Raw genomic sequence first — 22,225 nt, 5'->3', positions numbered from 1 at the left:
GAAACGATGCATCGCCGATGGTAGTGTGGGGTTTCCCCATGTGAGAGTAGGTCATCGTCAAGATTAAATTCCGAAACCCCTATCTGCGTATGCAGATAGGGGTTTTGTTTTGTCCGCAGGAAAGTTCTCACAGCAATACCGGACGGCTCCCGGCTGTCACAGTCTCCCGACAATGCTAAGGTTCGGCCCTAGCTTTTGTATTTTCCCAAGGAAGCCTTTATGCCGGACGCGACGTCCCTCAGTGCTGGTTTTATGGTGGTTCACGGCAATCGCCTGGACGAGTTGCGCAGCCTGGTGGTCAGCTGGATGCGGCGTTACCCGTTGGCTCCCTTGGAAAATGAAATTGCCCTGGTACAGAGCAACGGCATCGCCCAATGGCTGAAGCTGGCACTGGCTGAAGACCCTGAAGACGATGACATGGGCGGCTGCGGAATCGCAGCAGCCATCGACGTGCAGTTACCGGGTAGCTTCATGTGGCAGCTCTATCGCATGGTGCTTGGACGTGACGAAATCCCGGTCAAATCCCTGCTCGATAAAGCTCCCTTGACCTGGCGTCTGATGCGTCTGCTTCCGCAGTTGATCAATCAACCGCACTTCGAACCGCTGCAGCGCTTCCTGACCCATGACACCGATTTACGCAAACGCTATCAGTTGGCCGAGCGGCTGGCGGATTTGTTTGACCAATACCAGGTGTATCGGGCCGATTGGCTCGAAGACTGGGCAGAAGGTCGTCATCAATTACGAAATGGCAGAGGCGAAACCAAACCTCTGACCCCGGCTAACTGCTGGCAGGCAGAGTTGTGGCGTGCGCTGTTGCTGGATGTGGGTGAACAAGGCATGGCGCAAAGCCGAGCCGGCGTCCATCAACGGTTTATCGAGCGCATCAACAGCCTCGACGTGGTCCCTAGCGGATTGCCTTCACGGGTAATTGTTTTTGGGATTTCTTCACTGCCTGCTCAAGCGCTGGAAGCACTGGCGGGGCTGGCCCGGTTCAGCCAGGTTCTGCTTTGCGTGCACAACCCGTGTCGTCACCATTGGGCAGACATCGTCGCCGATAAAGATCTGTTGCGGCATCAGTACAAGCGTCAGGCTCGCAAGAGCGGAATGCCGGTTGTGCTCGACCCGCAAAGCCTTCACCAGCATGCCCATCCACTACTGGCGGCGTGGGGCAAGCAGGGGCGGGACTATATCAATCTGCTCGACAGCTACGACGATCCCAACAGCTATCGCTCGGCATTCCGCGATGGCCGTATCGACCTGTTCAGCGATAGCCAGCCACAGAACATGCTCAATCAATTGCAGGACGACATTCTAGAATTGCGTCCCTTGAACGAGACTCGCGAGCGCTGGCCAGCTGTCGATCCGGCAAAGGACGAGTCGATCCGTTTTCACATTGCCCATAGCGCCCAGCGCGAAGTGGAGATCCTCCACGACCAGTTGCTTGCACGCTTCAGTGCTAATCCGGAGTTAAGGCCTCGCGATGTGATCGTGATGGTCCCGGACATCGACAGCTACGCACCGCATATTCGTGCGGTATTTGCTCAGCTTGAACGCCACGATCCGCGTTTCATCCCCTTCACGCTCGCAGATCAAGGCCAGCGTGGTCGTGATCCGCTACTGATTGCTATCGAACATCTGCTCAAACTACCCGACAGCCGTTTCCCCGTGAGCGAGATCCTCGATCTGCTGGACGTTCCTGCACTGCGCGCTCGCTTCGGTGTAGAGGAACGTGATCTGCCGACCCTGCACCGTTGGATCGAAGGCGCAGGCATCCGCTGGGGCATGAATGCGGAGCAGCGCGCGGGTCTCGGTCTACCGGAGGAGCTGGAACAAAACAGTTGGCGTTTCGGCCTGCGACGGATGCTGCTCGGTTATGCCGTGGGCAGTGCCAGTGCTTGCGAGGGTATCGAACCCTACGACGAGATCGGTGGTCTGGATGCCGCGCTCATTGGGCCTTTGGTCGCGCTGCTGGACGCATTGGAGATTGCCCACCAGGAGCTCTCTCAACCCGCAGCTCCCAAACAATGGGGCTTTCGATTGCACGCACTGGTTCAGTTGTTTTTCCTGGCCAGTAACGAGCATGACGACTACGTGTTGGCCCAGCTCGAAGAGCTGCGTGAAACCTGGCTTGAGACGTGCGAGTCAGTTGGCTTGCATGATGAACTGCCGTTGACCGTGGTCCGTGAAGCCTGGCTCGCCGGCCTTGATCAGGGGCGCTTGTCCCAGCGTTTTCTGGCCGGAGCGGTTAACTTCTGCACCTTGATGCCCATGCGAGCGATCCCGTTCAAACTGGTCTGCCTGCTGGGCATGAATGACGGGGACTACCCGCGCGCGCAGCCGCCACTGGACTTCGACCTCATGGGCAGTGACTACCGCCCTGGCGATCGCTCCCGACGCGAAGATGACCGCTATCTGCTGTTGGAAGCCCTGTTGTCGGCACGTGACCAACTCTATATCAGCTGGGTCGGTCGCAGCATTCGCGATAACAGTGAACGCCCTGCGTCGGTACTGATTGGCCAATTGCGAGATCATCTGGCCAGCGGTTGGCGACTGCATGATGTCGACGAAGATCTGCTTGAGGCCATCACTCAGGAACATCCACTGCAACCCTTCAGCGCCCGCTACTTTCATGAAGGCGATGATTTGTTCAGCTACGCGAATGAATGGCAGGTGCTGCATCAAACCAGTGAGCCGTCGACTGATATCGAGGTCCTTGATCCCTACATTCAGGAAGAGCCGCTGAGTCTCGGTCAACTGCAGGACTTTCTGCGTAATCCTGTGCGACATTTCTTCAGTCAGCGTCTGAAAGTGTACTTCGAAGCGGCTGAAGTGCCCTTGGCTGATGAAGAGCCATTTGTACTCGACGCGTTGCAACGTTACAGCCTCAGCGACAGCTTGCTCGAAGCGGCGCTGGGACATCTGGATAGCACTGACCAGGTACTGGAAGCACAGGCCATACGTCTGCAAAACAGTGGGCTTCTGCCCATGGCCGGATTCGGCGAATGCCTTCAGCGAGAGTTGATCGAACCGTTGCCGGATCTGTTGCAGCGTTACCAACAGCTTTTGGCGTTATGGCCAACGCCGCTCACCAACGCTCTGCCAGTGAATCTGGAGTTGCAGGGGCTGCGCCTGGAAGGTTGGCTCAGCGGCCTGCATCAACGTGCGGATGGTGGTTTGCTATCGGTCACTACAATCCCCAACAGTATCGGTTCAATCAAGTCGCGCAAATGGCATCGCCTGACACGACCATGGGTCAATCATCTGGTTGCCTGCGCCAGTGGTATGGCGATGACCACCGCGTTGGTGGCCAGTGACGACAGTCTGCTACTCGGTCCAATGGAGGAGGGTGCAGCCTTGCGGATTCTGGGCGACCTGTTAATGGCTTGGCAAACCGGCATGCGTCAACCGCTGCCAATTGCAGTGAAGACCGGCTACGCATGGCTTGGTCAAACTGATCCGGTCAAAGCCCAAGCTGCAGCCCGCAAGGCCTATGAAGGCGATGGCCAGACTACCGGCGGCGAGCGTCGCGAAAGCCCGGCACTCGCCCGGCAGTTCGCCGACTTCGACTCGCTTACCGCAGACGAAACGTTCCCGGATTGGTGCAACGCGTTGTACCGGCCGCTGCTTGAAGCGCCTTGGCGTTCATTGAGCAGCGAGGAGGCGCGCGCATGACCACAAAACCTCTGGCCTTGGCATTTCCCCTGCGCGGCAGCCAATTGATCGAAGCGAGTGCCGGGACCGGCAAGACCTTCACCATTTCCGCGCTGTATTTGCGCCTGGTCCTTGGCCACGGCGCAGAGTCGAGCGGCTTCGGACGTGAACTGTTGCCGCCGCAAATCCTCGTTGTGACGTTCACCGATGCGGCGACCAAAGAATTGCGTGAACGTATTCGCACACGTCTTGCTGAAGCTGCGCGGTTTTTTCGCGATGAAACACCGGCGCCCGATAGCCTTATCGCGGAGCTTCGCGCGGAGTACCTTCCCGAGCAGTGGTCCGGGTGCGCGAACCGCCTGGACATCGCCGCACAGTGGATGGACGAGGCGGCAGTTTCAACCATCCACAGTTGGTGCCAGCGCATGTTGCGCGAACATGCGTTCGACAGTGGCAGCCTGTTTACACAAACCCTGGAAACCGATCACAGCGATTTGCTGGGCGAAGTCTTGCGCGATTACTGGCGCCTGTTTTGTTACCCGATGCAAGGCGATGCGCTGAACTGGGTGCGCGGTAATTGGGGCGGCCCAGCAGCATTGCTGCCGCGAGTGCGTGGTTTGTTCGCCAGTGAGCGTGACAGTGTTGAAGGTAAAGAACCTGCCGAGCTGATCACGAAGTGTCTGCAAGAGCGATGCGCAGCCTTGCTCGAGCTCAAGATGCCCTGGCGCCAGTGGGGGGACGAACTGCTTGCCATTTGTCACCAGGGTGTTGCGAGCAAGAGCGTCGACGGTCGCAAGATGCAGGCGCGCTATTTCGAACCCTGGTTCGAAAAGATCAGGGCCTGGGCTGAAGACGAATCCCTTGAGCAACTGGATATCGGCACCGGCTTCACGCGCCTGACTCCCGAGGGTATGACCGAAGCCTGGAAGGGTGAAGTACCCAGTCATCCCGGGCTGGACGCCATGCCCGGCCTCAAGGCCAATCTCGATGGATTGCCGACACCTGATGCCGCCGTGCTGCAACACGCCGCCCAGTGGGTCGGTACACGGTTCGAGGAAGAAAAGCGTCGCCGTGCGGAGATGGGCTTCGATGACATGCTGCTGCGCCTCGATGCAGCGTTGCAGTCCGACGGCGGTGAGCGGCTGGCGACTCTGATTCGCGAGCAGTTTCCGGTGGCGTTGATCGACGAGTTCCAGGACACCGACCCAGTGCAGTACCGGATCTTCGAGAGCATCTATCGCATCGAAGACAACAATCCCGAATGCGGTCTGTTTCTAATCGGCGACCCCAAGCAAGCGATCTACGCGTTCCGCGGTGCTGACATCTACACCTATCTGCGCGCCCGCCAGGCCACCGCTGGCCGATTGCATACCCTGGGTACGAATTTCCGTTCCAGCCATGGCATGGTCAGTGCGGTCAACCATGTGTTCGAACGTGCCGAGTCTCGTGAGACCGGGCGGGGCGCTTTCCTGTTTCGTGAAAAGAGTGGCGAGAACCCGGTACCGTTCCTGCCCGTCGAATCCCAAGGGCGTAAAGAAGTTCTGCACATTGATGGCCAGGTCGTGCCCGCCCTGAACATCTGGCACCTGTCCGCCGATCAGCCGCTGTCCGGCGCGGTGTACCGACAACAACTCGCCGTCGCCTGCGCCAGTGAAATCACCGCTTTGCTCAACGGCGGGCAACAAGGTCGCGCGGGTTTCATACAGGACGGCAAGGACTTCAGAGGGCTGCTGCCAGCGGATGTCGCGATCCTGGTCCGCGACGGTAAAGAGGCCCAGGCTGTGCGCGGCGAACTCTCCGCACGTGGCGTTCGCAGCGTCTATCTGTCGGACAAGGACTCGGTGTTCGCCGCCCAGGAAGCCCACGATCTACTGACCTGGCTCAAGGCCTGCGCTGAGCCGGATGTCGAGCGCCCGCTGCGAGCCGCGTTGGCCTGCATCACGCTGAACCTGTCACTGGCTGAACTGGAACGGCTCAATCAGGACGAACTGGCCTGGGAAGCGCGGGTCATGCAGTTCCGCCATTATCGCGAGCTCTGGCGCAAGCAGGGCGTGTTGCCAATGCTGCGGCGATTGCTGCATGACTTCCAGCTGCCTCAGACATTGATCATGCGCAGTGACGGCGAGCGGGTGCTGACCAATTTGCTGCACTTGTCCGAATTGCTGCAACAGGCGGCCGCCGAACTCGATGGTGAGCAAGCGCTGATCCGTCATTTGTCCGAGCATCTGGCGTTGTCCGGTCAGGCCGGCGAAGAGCAGATCCTGCGTCTGGAGAGCGACGAGCAACTGGTCAAAGTCGTGACCATTCACAAGTCCAAGGGGCTTGAGTATCCCTTGGTGTTCCTGCCATTCATTTGCTCGGCGAAACCGGTGGATGGCAGCCGTCTGCCGTTGCATTACCACGACGCCACGGGCAAGGCCCAAGTGACCTTGAGGCCGACGGCCGAGTTGATTGTTCAGGCGGATGATGAGCGTCTTGCCGAGGATCTGCGTTTGCTTTACGTGGCCCTGACCCGGGCGCAACACGCCTGCTGGCTTGGAGTGACCGATCTCAAGCGCGGCAATAACAACAGCTCGGTGCTGCATCTTTCAGCATTGGGTTATCTGCTGGGAGGCGGTGCGCCACTGGCCGAGTCGGCAGGCTTGAAGCGTTGGCTGGAAGACCTGCAGCAGGACTGTCCTGCGCTGAGCTACAGTGAAATGCCTGAGGCGATTGTCGAACACTACCATCCGCCACACAACGATGCGACGTTGCTTGCTCCGCTGATACCCAAACGCAAGGCCAGCGAAAACTGGTGGATTGCCTCCTACAGCGCCTTGCGCATTGGCGACAGCATGAGCGTAGGCACTGATGAAGCGCCGGAGAGCCCGCAAGCGCAAAAGCTCTTCGACGACGAACGCCTCGATCCGCAAGCACCACGAGAAGTGGTGGCCGGCGGCGCGGATATCCATCGATTCCCTCGTGGCCCGAACCCCGGCACCTTTCTCCATGGCTTGCTTGAATGGGCCGGTGATGAAGGTTTTGTCGCCACGCCGCAAGCGGTGGAAGACGCCATTGCCCGTCGTTGCAATCGTCGTGGCTGGGAGGGCTGGATAACCGCCCTGAGCGACTGGCTGCAGCACCTGCTTACGTCCCCGCTGCATATCGGCGGCGGGCAAGCCCCCGTGGTATTCGAGCGGCTCACCCAATACCGGGTCGAGATGGAATTCTGGTTCGCCAGTCATAAGGTCGATGTGCTCAAGCTCGATGAACTGGTGCGCCAATACACCCACAACGGCGTGGCCCGGGTGGCTGCCGAGCCGGTGTTGCTCAATGGTATGTTCAAAGGCTTCATCGACCTGACGTTCGAGCACGACGGCCGCTATTACGTCGCGGACTACAAATCCAACTGGCTGGGCGTCGATGACGCGGCCTACACCGAGCAGGCTATGGAGCAGTCGATTCTCGACAACCGTTACGACCTGCAATACGTGCTGTACCTGTTGGCCCTGCATCGCCAGCTCAAGGCGAGACTTGCCGATTACGATTACGACCGGCATGTCGGCGGTGCGCTGTACCTGTTCCTGCGTGGTACGCGCGCGTCCAGCCAAGGCGTGTATTTCGCTCGTCCTCCAAGAGCGTTGATCGAGCGTCTGGACCGGCTGTTCCAGGGCAAGCCAGAACCCAAGGCTGAACCCGCCTGGGAACAGGGAGTTTTGCTATGAGTCGCACCTTCGCTGATTTGCTGCCCACTTCGTTGACAGCCGAAAGCCTGGCGGATCTGGCGCCGTTGAGTCGCGCCGATGACTTGCTGCTGTTGCTGACGCGCTGGGTTGAACGCGGCTGGCTGCGAGCGCTGGACAAAGCCTTTGTCGCCTTTCTTCATGAGCTCGCTCCCAGCGATGATCCGTTGGTACTGCTGGCTGCCGCGTTGGCCAGCCATCAACTGGGCCACGGTCATGTGTGCCTGGATGTGTTCGAGACACTCAAGGAACCGGACTTCGCCCTGTCGCTGCCACCGGAAGGCGATCTGCAAAGTGGCGCGATGTTGTTGCCGTCGCAATTGCTTGAGGCGCTGGACGGTGCCCATTGGTGCAAGGTCCTGGCCTCCAGCAGTCTGGTCGCTTTGGCGGTCGACGGCCGAGAGGCGGCGCAACATCGGCCATTGGTGTTATCGGGAAAACGCCTGTACTTGCGTCGCTACTGGGCTTACGAACGGCGTATCGACACCTCGCTGCGCCAACGCCTGGTGGAACACGAAACCACACCGGATGATTTGTCCCAGCGCCTCACCCGTTTGTTCGGCCAAGCCAAGCCCGGCGAAGTGATTGACTGGCAGAAACTCGCCTGTGCCCTCGCCACCCGCAGCGCATTCAGCATCGTTACCGGTGGCCCGGGGACCGGCAAGACGACGACGGTCGTGCGTTTGCTGGCGTTGCTCCAGGCACCGGCAGTGGAGGTGGGCAAGCCGTTGCGCATTCGTCTCGCGGCACCCACCGGCAAGGCTGCAGCCCGACTGACGGAGTCCATCAGTCAGCAGGTCAGAACCCTGGAAGTCGATGAAACCGTACGAGTGAAGATCCCGTCAGACGTCACCACCGTGCACCGTCTGCTCGGCAGTCGCCCCGGTACTCGACACTTCCGTCACCACGCCGGCAATCGCTTGCCGCTGGATGTATTGGTGGTGGACGAAGCCTCGATGATCGATCTGGAAATGATGGCCAACTTGCTCGATGCGTTGCCGGCCCATGCCCGTCTGGTGCTGCTCGGTGACAAGGATCAACTGGCATCGGTGGAGGCCGGCGCCGTTCTGGGTGACCTGTGCCGCGACGCCGAGGCTGGATGGTACAGCCCACAGACTCGACTGTGGCTGGAAGCTGTCAGTGGTGAAAGCCTGGATGCCAGTGGTTTGCAGGAAGACACCCAAGGCACTCATCCGCTGGCCCAGCAAGTTGTGATGCTGCGTCATTCACGCCGGTTCGGCGAGGGCAGCGGCATAGGCCAACTGGCTCGTTGGGTCAACCAGCAGCAACCCGAGGAAGCCCGCAAGTTGTTGGCAGCACGGAGCCATGACGACGTGTTTTCCCTGTCCCTCAAGGGGGAGCAGGACCGGGCGCTGGAATGCTTGCTGCTTGAGGGGCATGGCGATGGACCGCAGGGCTATCGGCATTACCTGAGTCTCTTGCGCAGCCTGCGACCACCACTCGACAGTACGCTTGATGATCCCTGCTGGACCGATTGGGCTCGGCAGGTACTGCAAGCCTTCGACGCCTTCCAGTTGTTGTGCGCCGTACGCAAAGGGCCGTGGGGCGTGGAGGGGTTGAATCAACGCGTGACCGCCGCGCTGCTCAAGGCTCGGCTGATCGACAGCGACCAGCAGTGGTACGAAGGTCGGCCGGTGCTGATGACCCGCAACGACTATGGTCTGGGTTTGATGAACGGCGACATCGGCATTGCCCTCAAGCTACCGGAACGTGAGGGGCCAGAGGTCGGGAAGCAGGTGCTGCGTGTGGCGTTCCCGCGCAATGATGGTCAGGGCGGCGTACGTTTTGTTCTGCCGAGCCGGCTCAATGATGTTGAAACCGTGTACGCCATGACGGTGCACAAATCCCAGGGCTCGGAATTTGCTCATACGGCGTTGATTTTGCCGGATGCCCTGAACCCTGTACTCACCAAGGAATTGATCTATACCGGAATTACCCGGGCCAAAAACTGGTTCACCCTGATCGAGCCTCGTTCCGGCGTATTCGAAGAGGCAGTGCGACGCAAGGTCAAACGCTTGAGCGGGTTGATGCTGGAATTGGATGAGGGTGTTGAATCAAGTGATTGAAAGGGACGAAGCCGCGCGAAAAGCGCCGACTAATCGGCGAACAGGGTCTCCCGACTTTCGCCCATCAACAGACCCTGATTCTGCTCAGTGACCGCGCGGATGTAATCCCACAACAGGGTGATCCGCTTGAGCTTGCGCAGGTCCTCGCGGCAGTACATCCAGAACTGTCGTGTGATGTTGATCTCTTCTGGTAACACCGGCAGTAACCGCGGATCCTGGGCCGCCAGAAAGCACGGCAGAATCGCCAGCGACCGACCTTGCTGCGCGGCCACGAATTGCGCAATCACACTGGTGCTGCGCAGATTGGCACTGGCGCCGGGCAACACATTTGCCAGGTACAACAGCTCCGAACTGAACGCCAGATCGTCGACGTAACTAATGAATGAATGTTTACCCAGGTCTGCCGGGCGGCGGATCGGTGGGTGCTTGTCCAGATAATCCTGCGTCGCGTAGAGCTGCAAACGGTAGTCGCAGAGTTTGCAGCAGACGTACGGACCATGCTCCGGGCGCTCCAGGGCGATAACGATGTCCGCCTCGCGCTTGGACAGGCTGATGAAGTGCGGCAGTGGCAGGATGTCCACCGAGATCGCCGGGTAGGCGTCGACGAAATGGCTTAGCTGCGGGGTGATGAAAAAGCTGCCGAAGCCTTCGGTGCAGCCCATGCGCACATGCCCGGACAACGCAACGCCAGAGCCCGAAACCTGCTCGCAGGCCATGTGCAGCGTGCTTTCAATCGACTCGGCGTAACCCAGCAACCGCTGGCCCTCGGCGGTCAGGACAAAACCGCTGGTCCGGGATTTTTCGAACAGCAAAGTGCCCAACGCCGCTTCCAGCGAGCTGATGCGCCGCGACACAGTGGTGTAGTCGACCGCCAGGCGCTTCGCCGCGGTGCTGGCCTTGCGGGTGCGGGCGACTTCAAGGAAAAACTTGAGGTCATCCCAGTTCAACGAGCCTAGAGACGTGATGTTTTTTTGCATGATGGACCGGCTTTTATGTGCGTTCTTATTAGAAGTTTGCACATCTATACTCCAAAAACAGTCCGACAACCAATTCGCAACACGCGCCTCATCTCAAGGCGACTTTCTCGCCTTGGCTCCCCAGATAGCTCTCTAAATAAGAACAACGTCCCGGAGACCCAACATGAACGCATCGCTCACGCCAAACGAAACCACTGTCCAAACGGTAAAGCTGTTGATCGACGGCGAGTGGGTCGAGTCCCAGACCACCGAGTGGCACGACATCGTCAACCCGGCAACCCAGCAAGTGCTGGCCAAGGTTCCGTTCGCTACCGCACAGGAAGTCGACGCCGCGATCAGCGCCGCCCATCGCGCCTTCCAGACCTGGAAGCTGACGCCCATCGGCGCGCGGATGCGCATCATGCTCAAGCTCCAGGCGTTGATTCGCGAACACTCCAAACGCATCGCCGTGGTACTCAGCAACGAGCAAGGCAAAACCATCGCCGATGCTGAAGGCGATATCTTCCGCGGCCTGGAAGTCGTCGAACACGCCTGCTCCATCGGCAGCCTGCAAATGGGCGAGTTCGCCGAGAACGTTGCTGGCGGCGTCGATACCTACACCCTGCGTCAACCAATCGGCGTTTGCGCCGGCATCACGCCGTTCAACTTCCCGGCCATGATTCCGCTGTGGATGTTCCCGATGGCCATCGCCTGCGGCAACACCTTCGTGCTCAAGCCGTCCGAACAGGACCCGATGTCGACCATGCTGCTGGTGGAACTGGCGATCGAGGCCGGTGTTCCGGCGGGCGTGCTCAACGTCGTTCATGGCGGTAAAGACGTGGTAGATGCGCTCTGCACCCACAAGGACATCAAGGCTGTTTCCTTCGTCGGTTCGACCGCCGTTGGCACTCACGTCTACGACCTGGCCGGTAAACACGGCAAACGCGTGCAATCGATGATGGGCGCGAAGAACCACGCCGTTGTTCTGCCGGATGCCAACCGCGAACAAGCGCTCAATGCGCTGGTGGGTGCCGGTTTCGGTGCGGCCGGGCAACGCTGCATGGCCACGTCCGTGGTGGTGCTGGTGGGCGCGGCCAAGCAATGGCTGCCTGACCTGAAAGCGCTGGCGCAGAAACTCACAGTGAATGCCGGCAGCGAGCCGGGCACTGACGTCGGTCCGGTGATTTCCAAGAAGGCCAAGGCGCGGATTCTGGATCTGATCGAGAGCGGCATCAAGGAAGGCGCCAAGCTGGAACTGGACGGTCGCGAAATCACAGTTCCAGGCTTCGAGAAGGGCAACTTTGTCGGCCCGACCCTGTTCTCCGGCGTAACCCCCGAGATGCAGATCTACACCCAGGAAATTTTCGGTCCGGTGCTGGTGGTGCTGGAAGTCGATACCCTCGATGAGGCCATTGCACTGGTCAACGCTAACCCGTTCGGCAACGGTACTGGCCTGTTCACCCAAAGCGGTGCGGCGGCGCGTAAATTCCAGACGGAAATCGACGTCGGCCAGGTCGGCATCAACATCCCGATTCCGGTGCCGGTCCCGTTCTTCAGCTTCACCGGTTCGCGCGGGTCCAAGCTCGGCGACCTCGGTCCGTATGGCAAGCAAGTGGTGCAGTTCTACACTCAGACCAAGACTGTCACCAGTCGCTGGTTCGATGACAACAGCGTCAACGACGGTGTGAACACCACCATCAACTTGCGTTAAGGAGCCGGACATGAAAATCGCTTTTATCGGTCTCGGCAACATGGGCGCGCCGATGGCGCGCAACCTGATCAAGGCCGGCCATTCGCTACGGCTGGTCGACCTGAACAAAACCGTTCTGGCCGAGTTGGAGCAACTGGGCGGCAGCATCAGCGCTTCGGCACGAGAAGCCGCTCAAGGCGCGGAGCTTGTGATCACCATGCTGCCCGCCGCGGTGCATGTGCGCAGTGTGTGGCTGGGTGAAGACGGCGTGCTGGCGGGGATCGGCAAGGGTGTGCCGGCCGTTGATTGCAGCACCATCGATCCGCAGACGGCGCGTGATGTTGCCGCGGCGGCGGCCAAGCAAGGCGTGGCCATGGCGGATGCACCGGTCTCTGGTGGTACTGGCGGTGCTGCGGCCGGGACACTGACCTTTATGGTCGGCGCCACGCCTGAACTGTTCGCCACCCTGCAACCGGTATTGGCGCAGATGGGCCGCAACATCGTCCATTGCGGTGAAGTCGGCACCGGGCAAATCGCCAAAATCTGCAACAACCTGCTGCTGGCGATCTCCATGGTCGGTGTCAGCGAAGCCATGGCGCTGGGCGATGCGCTCGGCATCGACACGACGGTGTTGGCGGGAATCATCAACAGTTCCACCGGCCGTTGCTGGAGTTCGGAGATGTACAACCCGTGGCCGGGTATCGTCGAAACGGCGCCGGCTTCGCGCGGCTATATCGGTGGTTTCGGTGCCGAACTGATGCTCAAGGATCTGGGGCTGGCCACGGAAGCTGCACGTCAGGCGCACCAACCGGTGGTGCTCGGCGCGGTAGCCCAGCAGTTGTATCAGGCGATGAGCCAGCGTGGGGAAGGAGGCAAGGATTTCTCGGCGATCATCAATAGCTATCGCAAACCCTAATAAAACCTGTGGGAGCGAGCTTGCTCGCGATGGGGGCGGCACAGTCAACACTGGTTGTGGATGATCCACCGCCATCGCGAGCAAGCTCGCTCCCACAAGTACGGCATGTTCCTATCGACATTTACCGGGAAATCACGTCGGGTGATCTCCCGGTTTTTTTGCATCAGGCAAACACGAAATACTTGCGCACGGTTTCAACCACTTCCCACGTGCCTTTCATGCCTGGCTCAATGACGAAAATATCACCGGCGCGCAGATGGATCGGCTCCTTTCCCTCTGGGGTGATGATGCAGTACCCCTCGCGGAAATCGCAGTATTCCCACTTCACGTATTCCACATACCACTTGCCCGGCGTGCAGATCCAGGTACCCATGATTTTGCTGCCGTCTTCGCTGGTGTAGGCGTTGAGGTTGACGGTGTGCGGGTCACCTTCGAGTTTTTCCCATTTGCAGGCGTCGAGCACCGGCAGTGGGTGGGTGTCGCGAAGAACGGTAATAGGTGCGGTCATGTGGACTCCGGGGCAGTGGACTAGAGAACGGAAGTCGCACCCTATAGCGCCCGTCCACCGGTCAGTTGTCTGTGCTCGACATTGAGCTGTCCAGAAACGCGCATTGCCCTCAAAGACTGTTCAGCGGGCAATCGAATCGGCTCTGTTCGAGGCTGGCTTCGAACTCGACCAATTGCGAATGCTGCTGCGACAACGCAGCGATCCGCTCGCTGATTTCCTGCTTCTTGGCGGCGATGACCTGATGGGCCAGTTCCCACGGCATTTGCGGCCCTTGATGTCCGGCGAAGATCGACTGCAATTCCTTGAGCCTGAAACCCAGCTGCTGCGCGCACTTGATGAAGATCAGCAGGTCAACGCTTTGCTGGTCGTAGACGCGGTATTTGCCCAACCGTTGAGCGGCAGGCAGCAGGCCGATCGATTCGTAATGGCGGATGCTCTTGATCGTGGTGCCGGAGCGTTGCGCGGCTTGGCCGATGTACATGGAAAGTCCCTTTTCGCCGTGGTAGCCCGGTGCATTATCGGCAGACTCAGCGACTGGCGATAGCCTGGGCCTGCAGCAACCAGGTTTCACGCTGATCAGCGCTGGAACCGAGAATCGGGCCGAACGTGAGCGTGCGTTGTGGCTCGATGCCGCAGAACGCGAGCGTGGTTTTGCGTACCTGATGCAGTCCAGGCATGCGATAGATCCAGTTGTAATACCAGGGTGGCGTGTCCATGGTCACCAGCAAATGGGCGCTGCGGCCGTGCAGGAGTTTGTCGGGAAAGGCTTTGCCTTCGCGGTATTTGAAAGCGAAACCCGGCAGGAACACCCGATCGAAAAAGCCCTTGAGCAACGCCGGAACTCCGCCCCACCAGATCGGATAAACCAGCGTCAGGTGCTCGGCCCACACAATGTCCGCCTGGGCACGGCACAAGTCGGCTTCCAGCGTCTGGACCTGTTGATAGCCTTCACGCAGCACCGGGTCAAAGTCCATTGCGCCCAGAAACAACTGGCGCACCTCATGCCCGGCACGCACCGCCGACTGGGCGTAACGTTCGGCGAGTGCGCCGCAGAAACTGTTGCTCGCCGGATGACCGAGAATCACCAGAATTCGTTTGCCCATCGTCTCTGTCCTTGAAGATGAAAACTCAAGGGTAAAGTCTGCCCCTCAGGGGAGAGTCAAGGCGTGCAGCAAGGCCTTGGCATAACCGGGCAATGCGGTGAAATCCCGAGCGCAGAGCAACAGTTTGCGCATGGCCCAAGGTTCTTGCAGGGCGAGGCTCTTGAAGGATTGTTCGCCGCGCCAGCGCTCAACTGCCGCGAGGGGGACGATCGCCAGCCCGGCCCCCCGGGCGACCATGCGCATCACGCCATCGAAACCGTCTGCGCGGATTCGGATCTGCAGGCGTGAGCCGGTGTGCAGCGCCTGTTCTTCCAGGTACACCGCCAAGGCGCTGTTGGCGTTCAGGCCAACGTAGTCGTGGTGCAAGGTGTCGCTGAAGCTTACGAAACCTGCATGTGCCAAGGGGTGATCGCGGGGCATTATCAGCACCAGCGGATCGTCGCGAAACGGGCGGGTCTGCAGGTCATCGGTGTCCACGGCGTCCGAGACGATGCCCAGGTCTGCCGCACCTTGGCGCAAGGCGTGGGTGATGCGTGCACTGGGCAGTTCTTGTAGATCGATGTCGAGGTTGGGGTGGTCGCGAAGAAAGTCCGCGAGCAACTCCGGCAGGTACTCGGTGATCGCCGTGGTATTGCACAACAGTCGCACTTGGCCTTTGACGCCGTTGGCGTATTCGGCCAGATCCTGCTGCATGCGTTCAGCCTGTTGCAGCAGGACGCGGGCATGTTGCGCCAGGGCTTTGCCGGCCGGGGTCGGGCTGACACCGCGGCGACCTCGCTCCAGGAATTCGATCCCCAACGAAGCCTCCATGGCGCGGATGCGCGCACTCGCCGCCGCCAGGGACAGATGACTGCGAGCCGCGCCGGCGGTGATGTTGCCGCTGTCGAGAATGTTCAAGTAGAGGCGCAGGTCGGTCAGGTCGAAGTGCATCGGCAACCTCTTGATCTGTGTTGTCTGGAAGGCCGCTATCGCGAGCAAGCTCGCTCCCACAGGTGACCGCGTCATCCGCACCGACTCGGTCCACTGTGGGAGCGAGCTTGCTCGCGATAGCGGCCTTCAAAACGACGAAGTTTTCAGCCTATTGCTTGACGAGAGGCTGCCTCAGTATATGGCAGATTTCCAAGGAGCCGATCCAGGCCCACGATAGCGCCATGGATACTCTCGCCGCGTTCTATCAAAACATCGGTCTGGCCCTTTCCTTGATGGTCATCGCGACCTTTCTGCTGGCCGGCATGATCAAGGGCGTCATCGGCCTCGGCTTGCCGACCATCGCCATGGGCTTGCTCGGTCTGGCTATGGCTCCGTCACAGGCTGCCGCGCTGCTGATCATCCCCGCGACGCTCACCAATGTCTGGCAACTGGCATTCGGCGGGTATCTGCGGGGGTTGATCAAACGCCTGTGGCCGATGTTGCTGGCGATCTTCATCGGCACCGGAGCCGGCACGTTATGGATCGGCATGGTCGGTGGTCATTGGGTCGTGCGGGGATTGGGTGCGGCGCTGTTGCTCTATGCGTTGAGCGGGTTGTTTCTGCCGACCTTGCGTGTCGGCAGTCACACCGAGCGTTGGCTCGGTCCGCTTTGCGGCCTGTTGACGGGCGTCATCACCTCGGCCACCGGCGTCTTCGTGATTCCGGCCGTGCCTTATCTGCAAGCCTTGGGCTTGAGCAAGGATGAACTGGTCCAGGCGCTGGGTCTGTCATTCACCGTCTCGACCCTGGCTTTGGCCGCCGGCCTGTTATGGCGCGGCGCACTGGGCGGTGGCGAGTTAAGTGCGTCGTTGCTGGCGCTGATCCCGGCAGTGCTCGGCATGTTGCTGGGGCAATGGCTGCGCCAGCGGATCAGCGCCGTGCTGTTCAAGCGTGTGTTCTTCATCGGCCTGGGCGTGCTCGGCGGCCACTTGCTGATCAGCGGGTAGCGGACGACGGGCTGAGCATGTCGATGGCGCGGATATCGAAATCCCGTTCCAGGTACTCATCGCGCTGCTCGAGGAACTGCTTCATGTGCGGCAGGTTCGAGTGCACGTCGAGGTGAGCCTGAGACTGCCAAATCTCGTAGAAGATAAACAGCGTGGGGTCCTGTTTGTCGCGCAGCATGTGGTACTCGATGCTGCCGGGTTCGGCGCGGCTCGCTTCCACATAACCGCTGAAAAACGCTTCGAAGGCGTCGGATTTTTCCGGGCGGGTCTTGGCGTGCAGGATGAAGCCTTGCATTTCACTCATCAGAAATTTCCTCAAATGCAGAATCGGCGCAAGTGTATGGCAACAATCGCCTGTCGATTCGTGCGTATTGGTCAAATGAATGTTGTGAATTCAGCGCTTATTCCGCGCGAGGCAGATCGCTACTCTGCCGCCATCGAATTCCAACCTTCCGAGACTTCCCATGAAAAAAGTCCTGTTGCTCAATGGCGGAAAAAAGTTTGCCCACTCCGATGGCCGCTACAACACCACCCTGCATGAAGCTGCGCTGAGCGTGCTGGATCGTGGCGGTGTCGACGTGAAAGCCACCTTCATCGACGAGGGTTACGACGTCGCCGAAGAAGTTGCCAAATTCCTCTGGGCCGACGTGATCATTTATCAGATGCCCGGCTGGTGGATGGGCGCACCCTGGACCGTCAAGAAGTACATCGACGAAGTGTTCACCGAAGGCCATGGCAGCCTGTACGCCAGTGACGGTCGCACGCGTTCCGACTCGTCGCAAAAGTACGGCAGCGGTGGCCTGTTGCAGGGCAAGCAATACATGTTGTCGCTGACCTGGAACGCGCCGCAGCAAGCCTTCGACGACCCGACCGACTTCTTCGAAGCCAAGGGCGTTGACGCGGTGTACTTCCCGTTCCACAAGGCCAACACCTTCCTCGGCATGACCGGCCTGCCGACGTTCCTGTGCGTTGATGTGATGAAGCGCCCGAATGTCGAAGCCGATGTCGCGCGCTATGAGCAGCATTTGACCGAGGTGTTCGGCCTGCCGGCGTAAGCGTTTCGGGCTACTATCCGTCGCAACGGCGGGGAAGATCGCAGCCTGCGGCAGCTCCTACAGGTGTCCGCATAATCATGTAGGAGCTGCCGAAGGCTGCGATCTTGGCGATTCATGTCACGCCCATCGCGAAAGAGGACACACGTGAAAGCCAGATCCGATGAATTGCAGATTTTCGTCTGCGTGATTGAATGCGGGTCGATTTCCGCTGCGGCCGAACAGGTCGGGCAAACGCCTTCGGCAGTCAGCCGCACGCTGTCGCGGCTGGAGGCGAAACTCGATACCACGCTGATCAACCGCACCACGCGGCGCATGGACCTGACCGAAGAGGGCAAGTATTTCTTCGAGCACGCCAAGCTGATTCTCGATCAGATGGACGAACTCGAAGAACGCCTGACCTCACGCCAGCAAACGCCGTCCGGGCGTCTGCGGATCAACGCCGCATCGCCGTTCATGCTGCACGCCATCGTGCCGTACATCGACGAATTCCGCCGGCTCTATCCGGACATCCAGCTGGAACTCAACAGCAACGATCTGATCATCGATTTGCTGGAGCAGAGCACCGACATCGCCATCCGTATCGGCACGCTCGCCGACTCGACCTTGCACGCTCGATCTCTGGGATGCAGTCCGCTGCACATCGTCGCCAGCCCGGCCTATCTTGAAAAACACGGTGTACCGGCTGAAGTGGCGGATTTGTCCGGGCATACGCTGCTGGGCTTTACCCAGAACGAGGGCCTCAACTAATGGCCGCTACGCTACGTGCATGGCGATCGCTGGCCGATTCAGGCGTCGATCAGCGCGTCCAGCGGCGAGACGATCAGGCACTTGGCGCTGGAAGGTCAGGGCATTGCCTGTCTGTCGCATTTCATGACGATTGATGACATCCGCGCCGGTCGTTTGCAGGTGCTGTTGGCGGATTTCAACAGCGGCTATCGCCAGCCGATCAATGCGGTGTACTACCGTAACTCGCAACTTGCCTTGCGGATTCAATGCTTCCTGGACTTCATCCAGGGCAAATTGGCAGCTTATGCGAATGCGGACTTCAAGGGCTGATTCGCTGCCTTCGCGAGCAAGCTCGCTCCCACATTTGATCTCCACCCGACACAGATTTTGTGTCCGACGAAGATCCACTGTGGGAGCGAGCCTGCTCGCGAATGCATTTTCGAAGTCCCAATAACTGGCCGGACTCACCACGTCTTTCGCCCTGCTACCGAATGCATCGCCTTCGCGCTGGTTGCTCCCCTCAATCCATTGATGGGGCTTTACGGCGCTTTCATCATTTGCACGTTGACCGCGCTCTTCGGCCCGGGCGACCGGGCATGGTGTCCGGTGCTGCCGGATCGATGGCCGTGGTGATCGTCGCGATGGTGCTGCAGCACGGGGTGCAGTATTTGCTGGCGACCGTGTTGCTGGGTGGGTTGATCATGCTGGCGTTCGGGTTGCTGAAACTGGGCAAGCTGGTGCGCATGGTGCCGCACCCGGTGATGCTCGGCTTCGTCAACGGCCTGGCGCTCATCATTGCCTTGGCGCAGCTGGAACACTTCAAGAACGGTGACGTCTGGCTCAGCGGCACGCCGCTGTACTTGATGGCAGGGCTGGTTGCCGTGACGATGGCCATCGTTTACTTGCTGCCGCGCCTGACACGCGCCGTGCCACCAGCGCCGGTGGCGATTCTGGGGTTGGGCTGGTGGTTTATCTGCTCGGTCTGCCGACCTGCACCTTGGGTGACATGGCGCACATCGCCGGCGTCTTGCAGACCTTTGCGCTGCCAGACATCCCCTGGAACGTGGAAACCCTGCGCATCATCGCCCCTTACGCGATATTGATGGCGTTGGTCGGTCTGCTGGAAACCCTGCTGACCCTGAACCTCACCGACGAGATCACCGAGAGCCGTGGCTACCCGGATCGCGAGTGTGTGGCACCGGGGGCGGCCAACATGGTCTCTGGTGTTCGGCGGTATGGGCGGCTGCGCCATGATCGGCCAGACGGTGATCAACCTCAGTTCCGGCGGGCGCGGTCGGCCGTGCTCTGCGGGATCATCATTGCGGCGCTCAACTTTGCCTGGCAACAAGCCCGGCAGCTTTACGCCGACAGTCATCAGGAGACCGACGGCAGCAAGCTTTACCGTGTGCATCGCACCTTGTTCTTTGCCATGAAACACCCCATCAGTTGTGTCCAACTTTTGGGGTGCAGACCAGAGCGTGGGAACGATCAGCGTGAGGGCGATGAAAGTTCCACTGTCCAATTTTCATATTCACCGACCCTGCATGCCTCTGCGCGACATCCCTTACCTCTATACGGAAATTACTTTCACCTCGTTTGAAAATCACACCTCGAAATGTTTTATGAGTTTCACAGCCCATTCGACGTGACCCTTTCGAGGAGTACCGCATGACACCGTCCTTCGGCTATTGGCTGCTGGTTTACGCCGCCATTGCCATCATCGCACTGATCGTTCTGATCGCCCGTTACCGACTCAATCCGTTCATTGTCATCACCCTGGTGTCCATCGGCCTGGCGCTGCTGGCGGGGATGCCACCGTCGGGTGTGGTGGGGGCGTACGAAGCGGGCGTCGGCAAGACGCTGGGCCATATCGCGCTGGTGGTCGCACTGGGCACGATGCTCGGCAAAATGATGGCTGAGTCCGGCGGTGCCGAGCAGATGGCGCGAACGTTGATCGACCGCTTCGGTGAGAAAAATGCGCACTGGGCGATGGTCTGCATCGCTTTCCTTGTAGGACTGCCGCTGTTCTTCGAGGTCGGTTTTGTACTGCTGGTGCCGATTGCTTTCACCGTGGCGCGGCGCGTGGGCGTGTCGATCCTGATGGTCGGTTTGCCGATGGTGGCCGGGCTCTCGGTGGTCCACGCGCTGGTGCCGCCGCACCCGGCGGCGATGCTGGCGGTGCAGGCCTATCAGGCCTCGGTGGGGCAGACCTTGCTCTATGCGATTCTGATCGGGATTCCGACCGCGATCATCGCGGGTCCGCTGTACGCCAAGTTCATCGTGCCGCGCATTCAACTACCGGACGATAATCCGCTGGAGCGTCAGTTCCTTGAGCGTGAACCGCGCGACAGCCTGCCGGGTTTCGGCATCACCATGGCGACCATTCTGCTGCCGGTGGTGCTGATGCTGGTCGGTGGTTGGGCCAATCTGATTTCTACGCCGGGCAGCGGCTTCAATCAGTTTCTGTTGTTCATCGGCAATTCGGTGATCGCCTTGCTGCTGGCGACCTTGCTGAGCTTCTGGACGCTTGGCCTGGCCCAAGGCTTCAACCGTGAATCGATCCTCAAATTCACCAACGAATGCCTGGCACCAACCGCCAGCATCACCTTGCTGGTGGGCGCGGGCGGTGGCTTGAACCGGATTCTGGTGGACGCTGGCGTCACCGACCAGATTGTCAGTCTGGCCCAGGTATTCCACCTGTCGCCGCTGTTGATGGGCTGGCTGTTTGCTGCATTGATGCGCATCGCCACCGGTTCTGCCACGGTGGCCATGACCACCGCGTCGGGCATCGTCGCGCCGGTGGCCATTGGTCTGGGTTATCCCCATCCAGAACTGTTGGTGCTGGCGACAGGCGCGGGGTCGGTTATCTTTTCCCACGTCAATGACGGCGGCTTCTGGTTGATCAAGGAATACTTCAACATGACCGTCGCCCAGACCTTCAAGACCTGGACGGTGCTCGAGACCATTATCTCGGTCGTCGCCTTCGGCCTGACCTTGGGACTTTCTTATCTGCTTTAGCCGGAGCCGCCTGCCATGGACATCCTCTACCAGATCCGCGCCCGTCAGGATTCCTTCAGCGCCGGCGAAGGACGCATCGCTCGGCTGATGCTCGACGACGTGGGATTTGCCTCCGCCGCCAGTCTCGATGAACTGGCGCTGAGAGCGGAAGTCAGCACCGCCACGCTCTCGCGTTTTGCTCGCACCGTCGGCTGCCGCGATTTGCGGGATCTGCGGCTGCAACTGGCCCAGGCCAGCGGCGTCGGCAGTCGTTTCCTCGACCCGGCGGGCACGCCCGAGCAGTCGGCGTTTTACGGACAGATCGTTGGCGATATCGAATCGACCCTGCGCCAGCATCTGTCTGCGTTCGACGAGTCGCGTTTCGCCGACGCGGTGAAGCTGCTGGGCAAGGCGCGGATGATTCACGCCTTCGGCATGGGTGGTTGCTCGACCTTGTGCAGCGATGAACTGCAAGTGCGGCTGGTGCGATTCGGCTATCCGATTGCGGTGTGCCACGACCCGGTGATGATGCGCGTCACCGCCGCGAGCCTAGATGCCGAACGCGCAGTCATTGCCTGTTCGCTGACAGGCATCACGCCCGAACTGCTCGAGGCCGTCGAGCTGGCGCGCAGTTACGGCGCACGAATCCTCGCCATCACCCGCGCCGACTCGCCGCTGGCGCAATTGGCTGATGTGCTGCTGCCGCTGCAAGGTGTCGAAACCTCGTTCATCTACAAACCCACGGCGGCACGCTACGGCATGCTGCTGGCCATCGACGTGCTTGCCACCGAGCTGGCACTGGCCAATCCTGAAGACAATCAAGAGCGTCTGCGGCGGATCAAACTCGCTCTGGACGATTACCGCGGCGGCGACGATCACTTGCCGCTGGGAGACTGAC

At 60.1% G+C, this 22,225-nt stretch carries 15 protein-coding genes and 2 pseudogenes; 11 read left to right on the top strand and 6 right to left on the bottom strand.

The features are described 5' to 3' along the window. The first annotated feature begins 219 nt into the window (after positions 1 to 219). Genes recC through recD form a run of 3 tightly spaced genes read left to right on the top strand, consistent with a single transcriptional unit; the run spans position 220 to position 9,460 of the window. Positions 220 to 3,672: an exodeoxyribonuclease V subunit gamma gene (gene recC / locus ACIQU2_RS25765; RefSeq protein WP_403144936.1), complete on the top strand. Its 3,453-nt coding sequence runs from the start codon at positions 220 to 222 to the stop codon at positions 3,670 to 3,672. Further along, a complete protein-coding gene (gene recB / locus ACIQU2_RS25760; RefSeq protein ID WP_403144934.1) occupies positions 3,669 to 7,355 on the top strand; it encodes an exodeoxyribonuclease V subunit beta in 3,687 nt (1,228 codons plus the stop codon). The genes recC and recB overlap by 4 nt, the downstream gene beginning before the upstream one ends. Next, entirely contained in the window at positions 7,352 to 9,460 is a 2,109-nt protein-coding gene (gene recD, locus ACIQU2_RS25755) for an exodeoxyribonuclease V subunit alpha (RefSeq protein WP_403144931.1), read from the top strand. The genes recB and recD overlap by 4 nt, the downstream gene beginning before the upstream one ends. Before the next feature lie 29 nt (positions 9,461 to 9,489). Here the strand turns inward: recD and ACIQU2_RS25750 are convergent, their stop codons facing one another. Continuing rightward, on the bottom strand, positions 9,490 to 10,437 hold the full coding sequence (locus ACIQU2_RS25750; RefSeq protein ID WP_282374820.1) for a LysR family transcriptional regulator: 948 nt from the start codon (positions 10,435 to 10,437) through the stop codon (positions 9,490 to 9,492). A gap of 163 nt (positions 10,438 to 10,600) precedes the next feature. Between ACIQU2_RS25750 and ACIQU2_RS25745 the strand changes: the two genes are divergently transcribed. Both ACIQU2_RS25745 and mmsB read left to right on the top strand, forming a co-directional pair. Next, on the top strand, positions 10,601 to 12,127 hold the full coding sequence (locus ACIQU2_RS25745; RefSeq protein WP_403144928.1) for a CoA-acylating methylmalonate-semialdehyde dehydrogenase: 1,527 nt from the start codon (positions 10,601 to 10,603) through the stop codon (positions 12,125 to 12,127). A 10-nt stretch (positions 12,128 to 12,137) separates the two neighbouring features. After that, entirely contained in the window at positions 12,138 to 13,022 is an 885-nt protein-coding gene (mmsB, locus tag ACIQU2_RS25740) for a 3-hydroxyisobutyrate dehydrogenase (protein WP_347802399.1), read from the top strand. A 163-nt stretch (positions 13,023 to 13,185) separates the two neighbouring features. Here the strand turns inward: mmsB and ACIQU2_RS25735 are convergent, their stop codons facing one another. The 4 genes from ACIQU2_RS25735 to ACIQU2_RS25720 all read right to left on the bottom strand — a co-directional run bounded on the left by ACIQU2_RS25735 (position 13,186) and on the right by ACIQU2_RS25720 (position 15,563). Continuing rightward, complete coding sequence (locus tag ACIQU2_RS25735) at positions 13,186 to 13,530, bottom strand: cupin domain-containing protein (RefSeq protein WP_007946320.1); 345 nt, start codon at positions 13,528 to 13,530, stop codon at positions 13,186 to 13,188. A 109-nt stretch (positions 13,531 to 13,639) separates the two neighbouring features. Beyond that, positions 13,640 to 14,011, bottom strand: a complete 372-nt coding sequence (locus ACIQU2_RS25730) for a MerR family transcriptional regulator (protein WP_150658680.1) — start codon at positions 14,009 to 14,011, stop codon at positions 13,640 to 13,642. Between the two features lie 46 nt (positions 14,012 to 14,057). Further along, complete coding sequence (locus ACIQU2_RS25725) at positions 14,058 to 14,633, bottom strand: NAD(P)H-dependent oxidoreductase (RefSeq protein WP_403144924.1); 576 nt, start codon at positions 14,631 to 14,633, stop codon at positions 14,058 to 14,060. 45 nt (positions 14,634 to 14,678) lie between these two features. Beyond that, complete coding sequence (locus tag ACIQU2_RS25720) at positions 14,679 to 15,563, bottom strand: LysR substrate-binding domain-containing protein (protein ID WP_403144921.1); 885 nt, start codon at positions 15,561 to 15,563, stop codon at positions 14,679 to 14,681. Positions 15,564 to 15,784: 221 nt separating this feature from the next. Here ACIQU2_RS25720 and ACIQU2_RS25715 point away from each other — a divergent pair, with 221 nt between their 5' ends. Beyond that, the gene (locus ACIQU2_RS25715; RefSeq protein WP_347802396.1) at positions 15,785 to 16,549 is read left to right on the top strand and encodes a sulfite exporter TauE/SafE family protein; all 765 of its coding nucleotides are present in this window, start codon (positions 15,785 to 15,787) and stop codon (positions 16,547 to 16,549) included. On the opposite strand, the gene ACIQU2_RS25710 is transcribed toward ACIQU2_RS25715, so the two are convergent. Further along, positions 16,539 to 16,853 (bottom strand): putative quinol monooxygenase, encoded by a 315-nt coding sequence (locus tag ACIQU2_RS25710; protein ID WP_403144918.1) that lies wholly within the window; start codon positions 16,851 to 16,853, stop codon positions 16,539 to 16,541. The genes ACIQU2_RS25715 and ACIQU2_RS25710 overlap by 11 nt on opposite strands. 160 nt (positions 16,854 to 17,013) lie before the next feature. Between ACIQU2_RS25710 and ACIQU2_RS25705 the strand changes: the two genes are divergently transcribed. The 5 genes and pseudogenes from ACIQU2_RS25705 (at position 17,014) to ACIQU2_RS25685 (ending at position 22,224) form a co-directional block, all read left to right on the top strand. Beyond that, on the top strand, positions 17,014 to 17,604 hold the full coding sequence (locus tag ACIQU2_RS25705; protein ID WP_403144915.1) for an NAD(P)H-dependent oxidoreductase: 591 nt from the start codon (positions 17,014 to 17,016) through the stop codon (positions 17,602 to 17,604). Between the two features lie 144 nt (positions 17,605 to 17,748). After that, positions 17,749 to 18,660: pseudogene (locus tag ACIQU2_RS25700) on the top strand (LysR substrate-binding domain-containing protein). Positions 18,661 to 18,784: 124 nt separating this feature from the next. Continuing rightward, a pseudogene (locus ACIQU2_RS25695) lies at positions 18,785 to 19,771 on the top strand (SulP family inorganic anion transporter); the annotation flags it as partial. Positions 19,772 to 19,998: 227 nt separating this feature from the next. Further along, on the top strand, positions 19,999 to 21,348 hold the full coding sequence (locus tag ACIQU2_RS25690; RefSeq protein ID WP_403144912.1) for a GntP family permease: 1,350 nt from the start codon (positions 19,999 to 20,001) through the stop codon (positions 21,346 to 21,348). A 15-nt stretch (positions 21,349 to 21,363) separates the two neighbouring features. Beyond that, on the top strand, positions 21,364 to 22,224 hold the full coding sequence (locus ACIQU2_RS25685; protein ID WP_008149080.1) for a MurR/RpiR family transcriptional regulator: 861 nt from the start codon (positions 21,364 to 21,366) through the stop codon (positions 22,222 to 22,224). Position 22,225: the final 1 nt, after the last annotated feature.

It is taken from the genome of Pseudomonas sp. NPDC098740 (assembly GCF_044760065.1).
Classification (GTDB): Bacteria; Pseudomonadota; Gammaproteobacteria; order Pseudomonadales; family Pseudomonadaceae; genus Aquipseudomonas; species Aquipseudomonas rossensis.
This window is presented reverse-complemented; position numbering and strand designations above follow the sequence as displayed.

Coding starts and splice junctions, on each gene's coding strand:
- ACIQU2_RS25750 (WP_282374820.1), bottom strand. CDS start 10,437: ATGCAAAAAAACATCACGTCTCTAGGCTCGTTGAACTGGGATGACCTC.
- recD (WP_403144931.1), top strand. CDS start 7,352: ATGAGTCGCACCTTCGCTGATTTGCTGCCCACTTCGTTGACAGCCGAA.
- ACIQU2_RS25705 (WP_403144915.1), top strand. CDS start 17,014: ATGAAAAAAGTCCTGTTGCTCAATGGCGGAAAAAAGTTTGCCCACTCC.
- ACIQU2_RS25735 (WP_007946320.1), bottom strand. CDS start 13,530: ATGACCGCACCTATTACCGTTCTTCGCGACACCCACCCACTGCCGGTG.
- ACIQU2_RS25710 (WP_403144918.1), bottom strand. CDS start 16,853: ATGAGTGAAATGCAAGGCTTCATCCTGCACGCCAAGACCCGCCCGGAA.
- ACIQU2_RS25725 (WP_403144924.1), bottom strand. CDS start 14,633: ATGGGCAAACGAATTCTGGTGATTCTCGGTCATCCGGCGAGCAACAGT.
- ACIQU2_RS25745 (WP_403144928.1), top strand. CDS start 10,601: ATGAACGCATCGCTCACGCCAAACGAAACCACTGTCCAAACGGTAAAG.
- ACIQU2_RS25690 (WP_403144912.1), top strand. CDS start 19,999: ATGACACCGTCCTTCGGCTATTGGCTGCTGGTTTACGCCGCCATTGCC.
- ACIQU2_RS25720 (WP_403144921.1), bottom strand. CDS start 15,563: ATGCACTTCGACCTGACCGACCTGCGCCTCTACTTGAACATTCTCGAC.
- mmsB (WP_347802399.1), top strand. CDS start 12,138: ATGAAAATCGCTTTTATCGGTCTCGGCAACATGGGCGCGCCGATGGCG.
- ACIQU2_RS25685 (WP_008149080.1), top strand. CDS start 21,364: ATGGACATCCTCTACCAGATCCGCGCCCGTCAGGATTCCTTCAGCGCC.
- ACIQU2_RS25715 (WP_347802396.1), top strand. CDS start 15,785: ATGGATACTCTCGCCGCGTTCTATCAAAACATCGGTCTGGCCCTTTCC.
- recC (WP_403144936.1), top strand. CDS start 220: ATGCCGGACGCGACGTCCCTCAGTGCTGGTTTTATGGTGGTTCACGGC.
- recB (WP_403144934.1), top strand. CDS start 3,669: ATGACCACAAAACCTCTGGCCTTGGCATTTCCCCTGCGCGGCAGCCAA.
- ACIQU2_RS25730 (WP_150658680.1), bottom strand. CDS start 14,011: ATGTACATCGGCCAAGCCGCGCAACGCTCCGGCACCACGATCAAGAGC.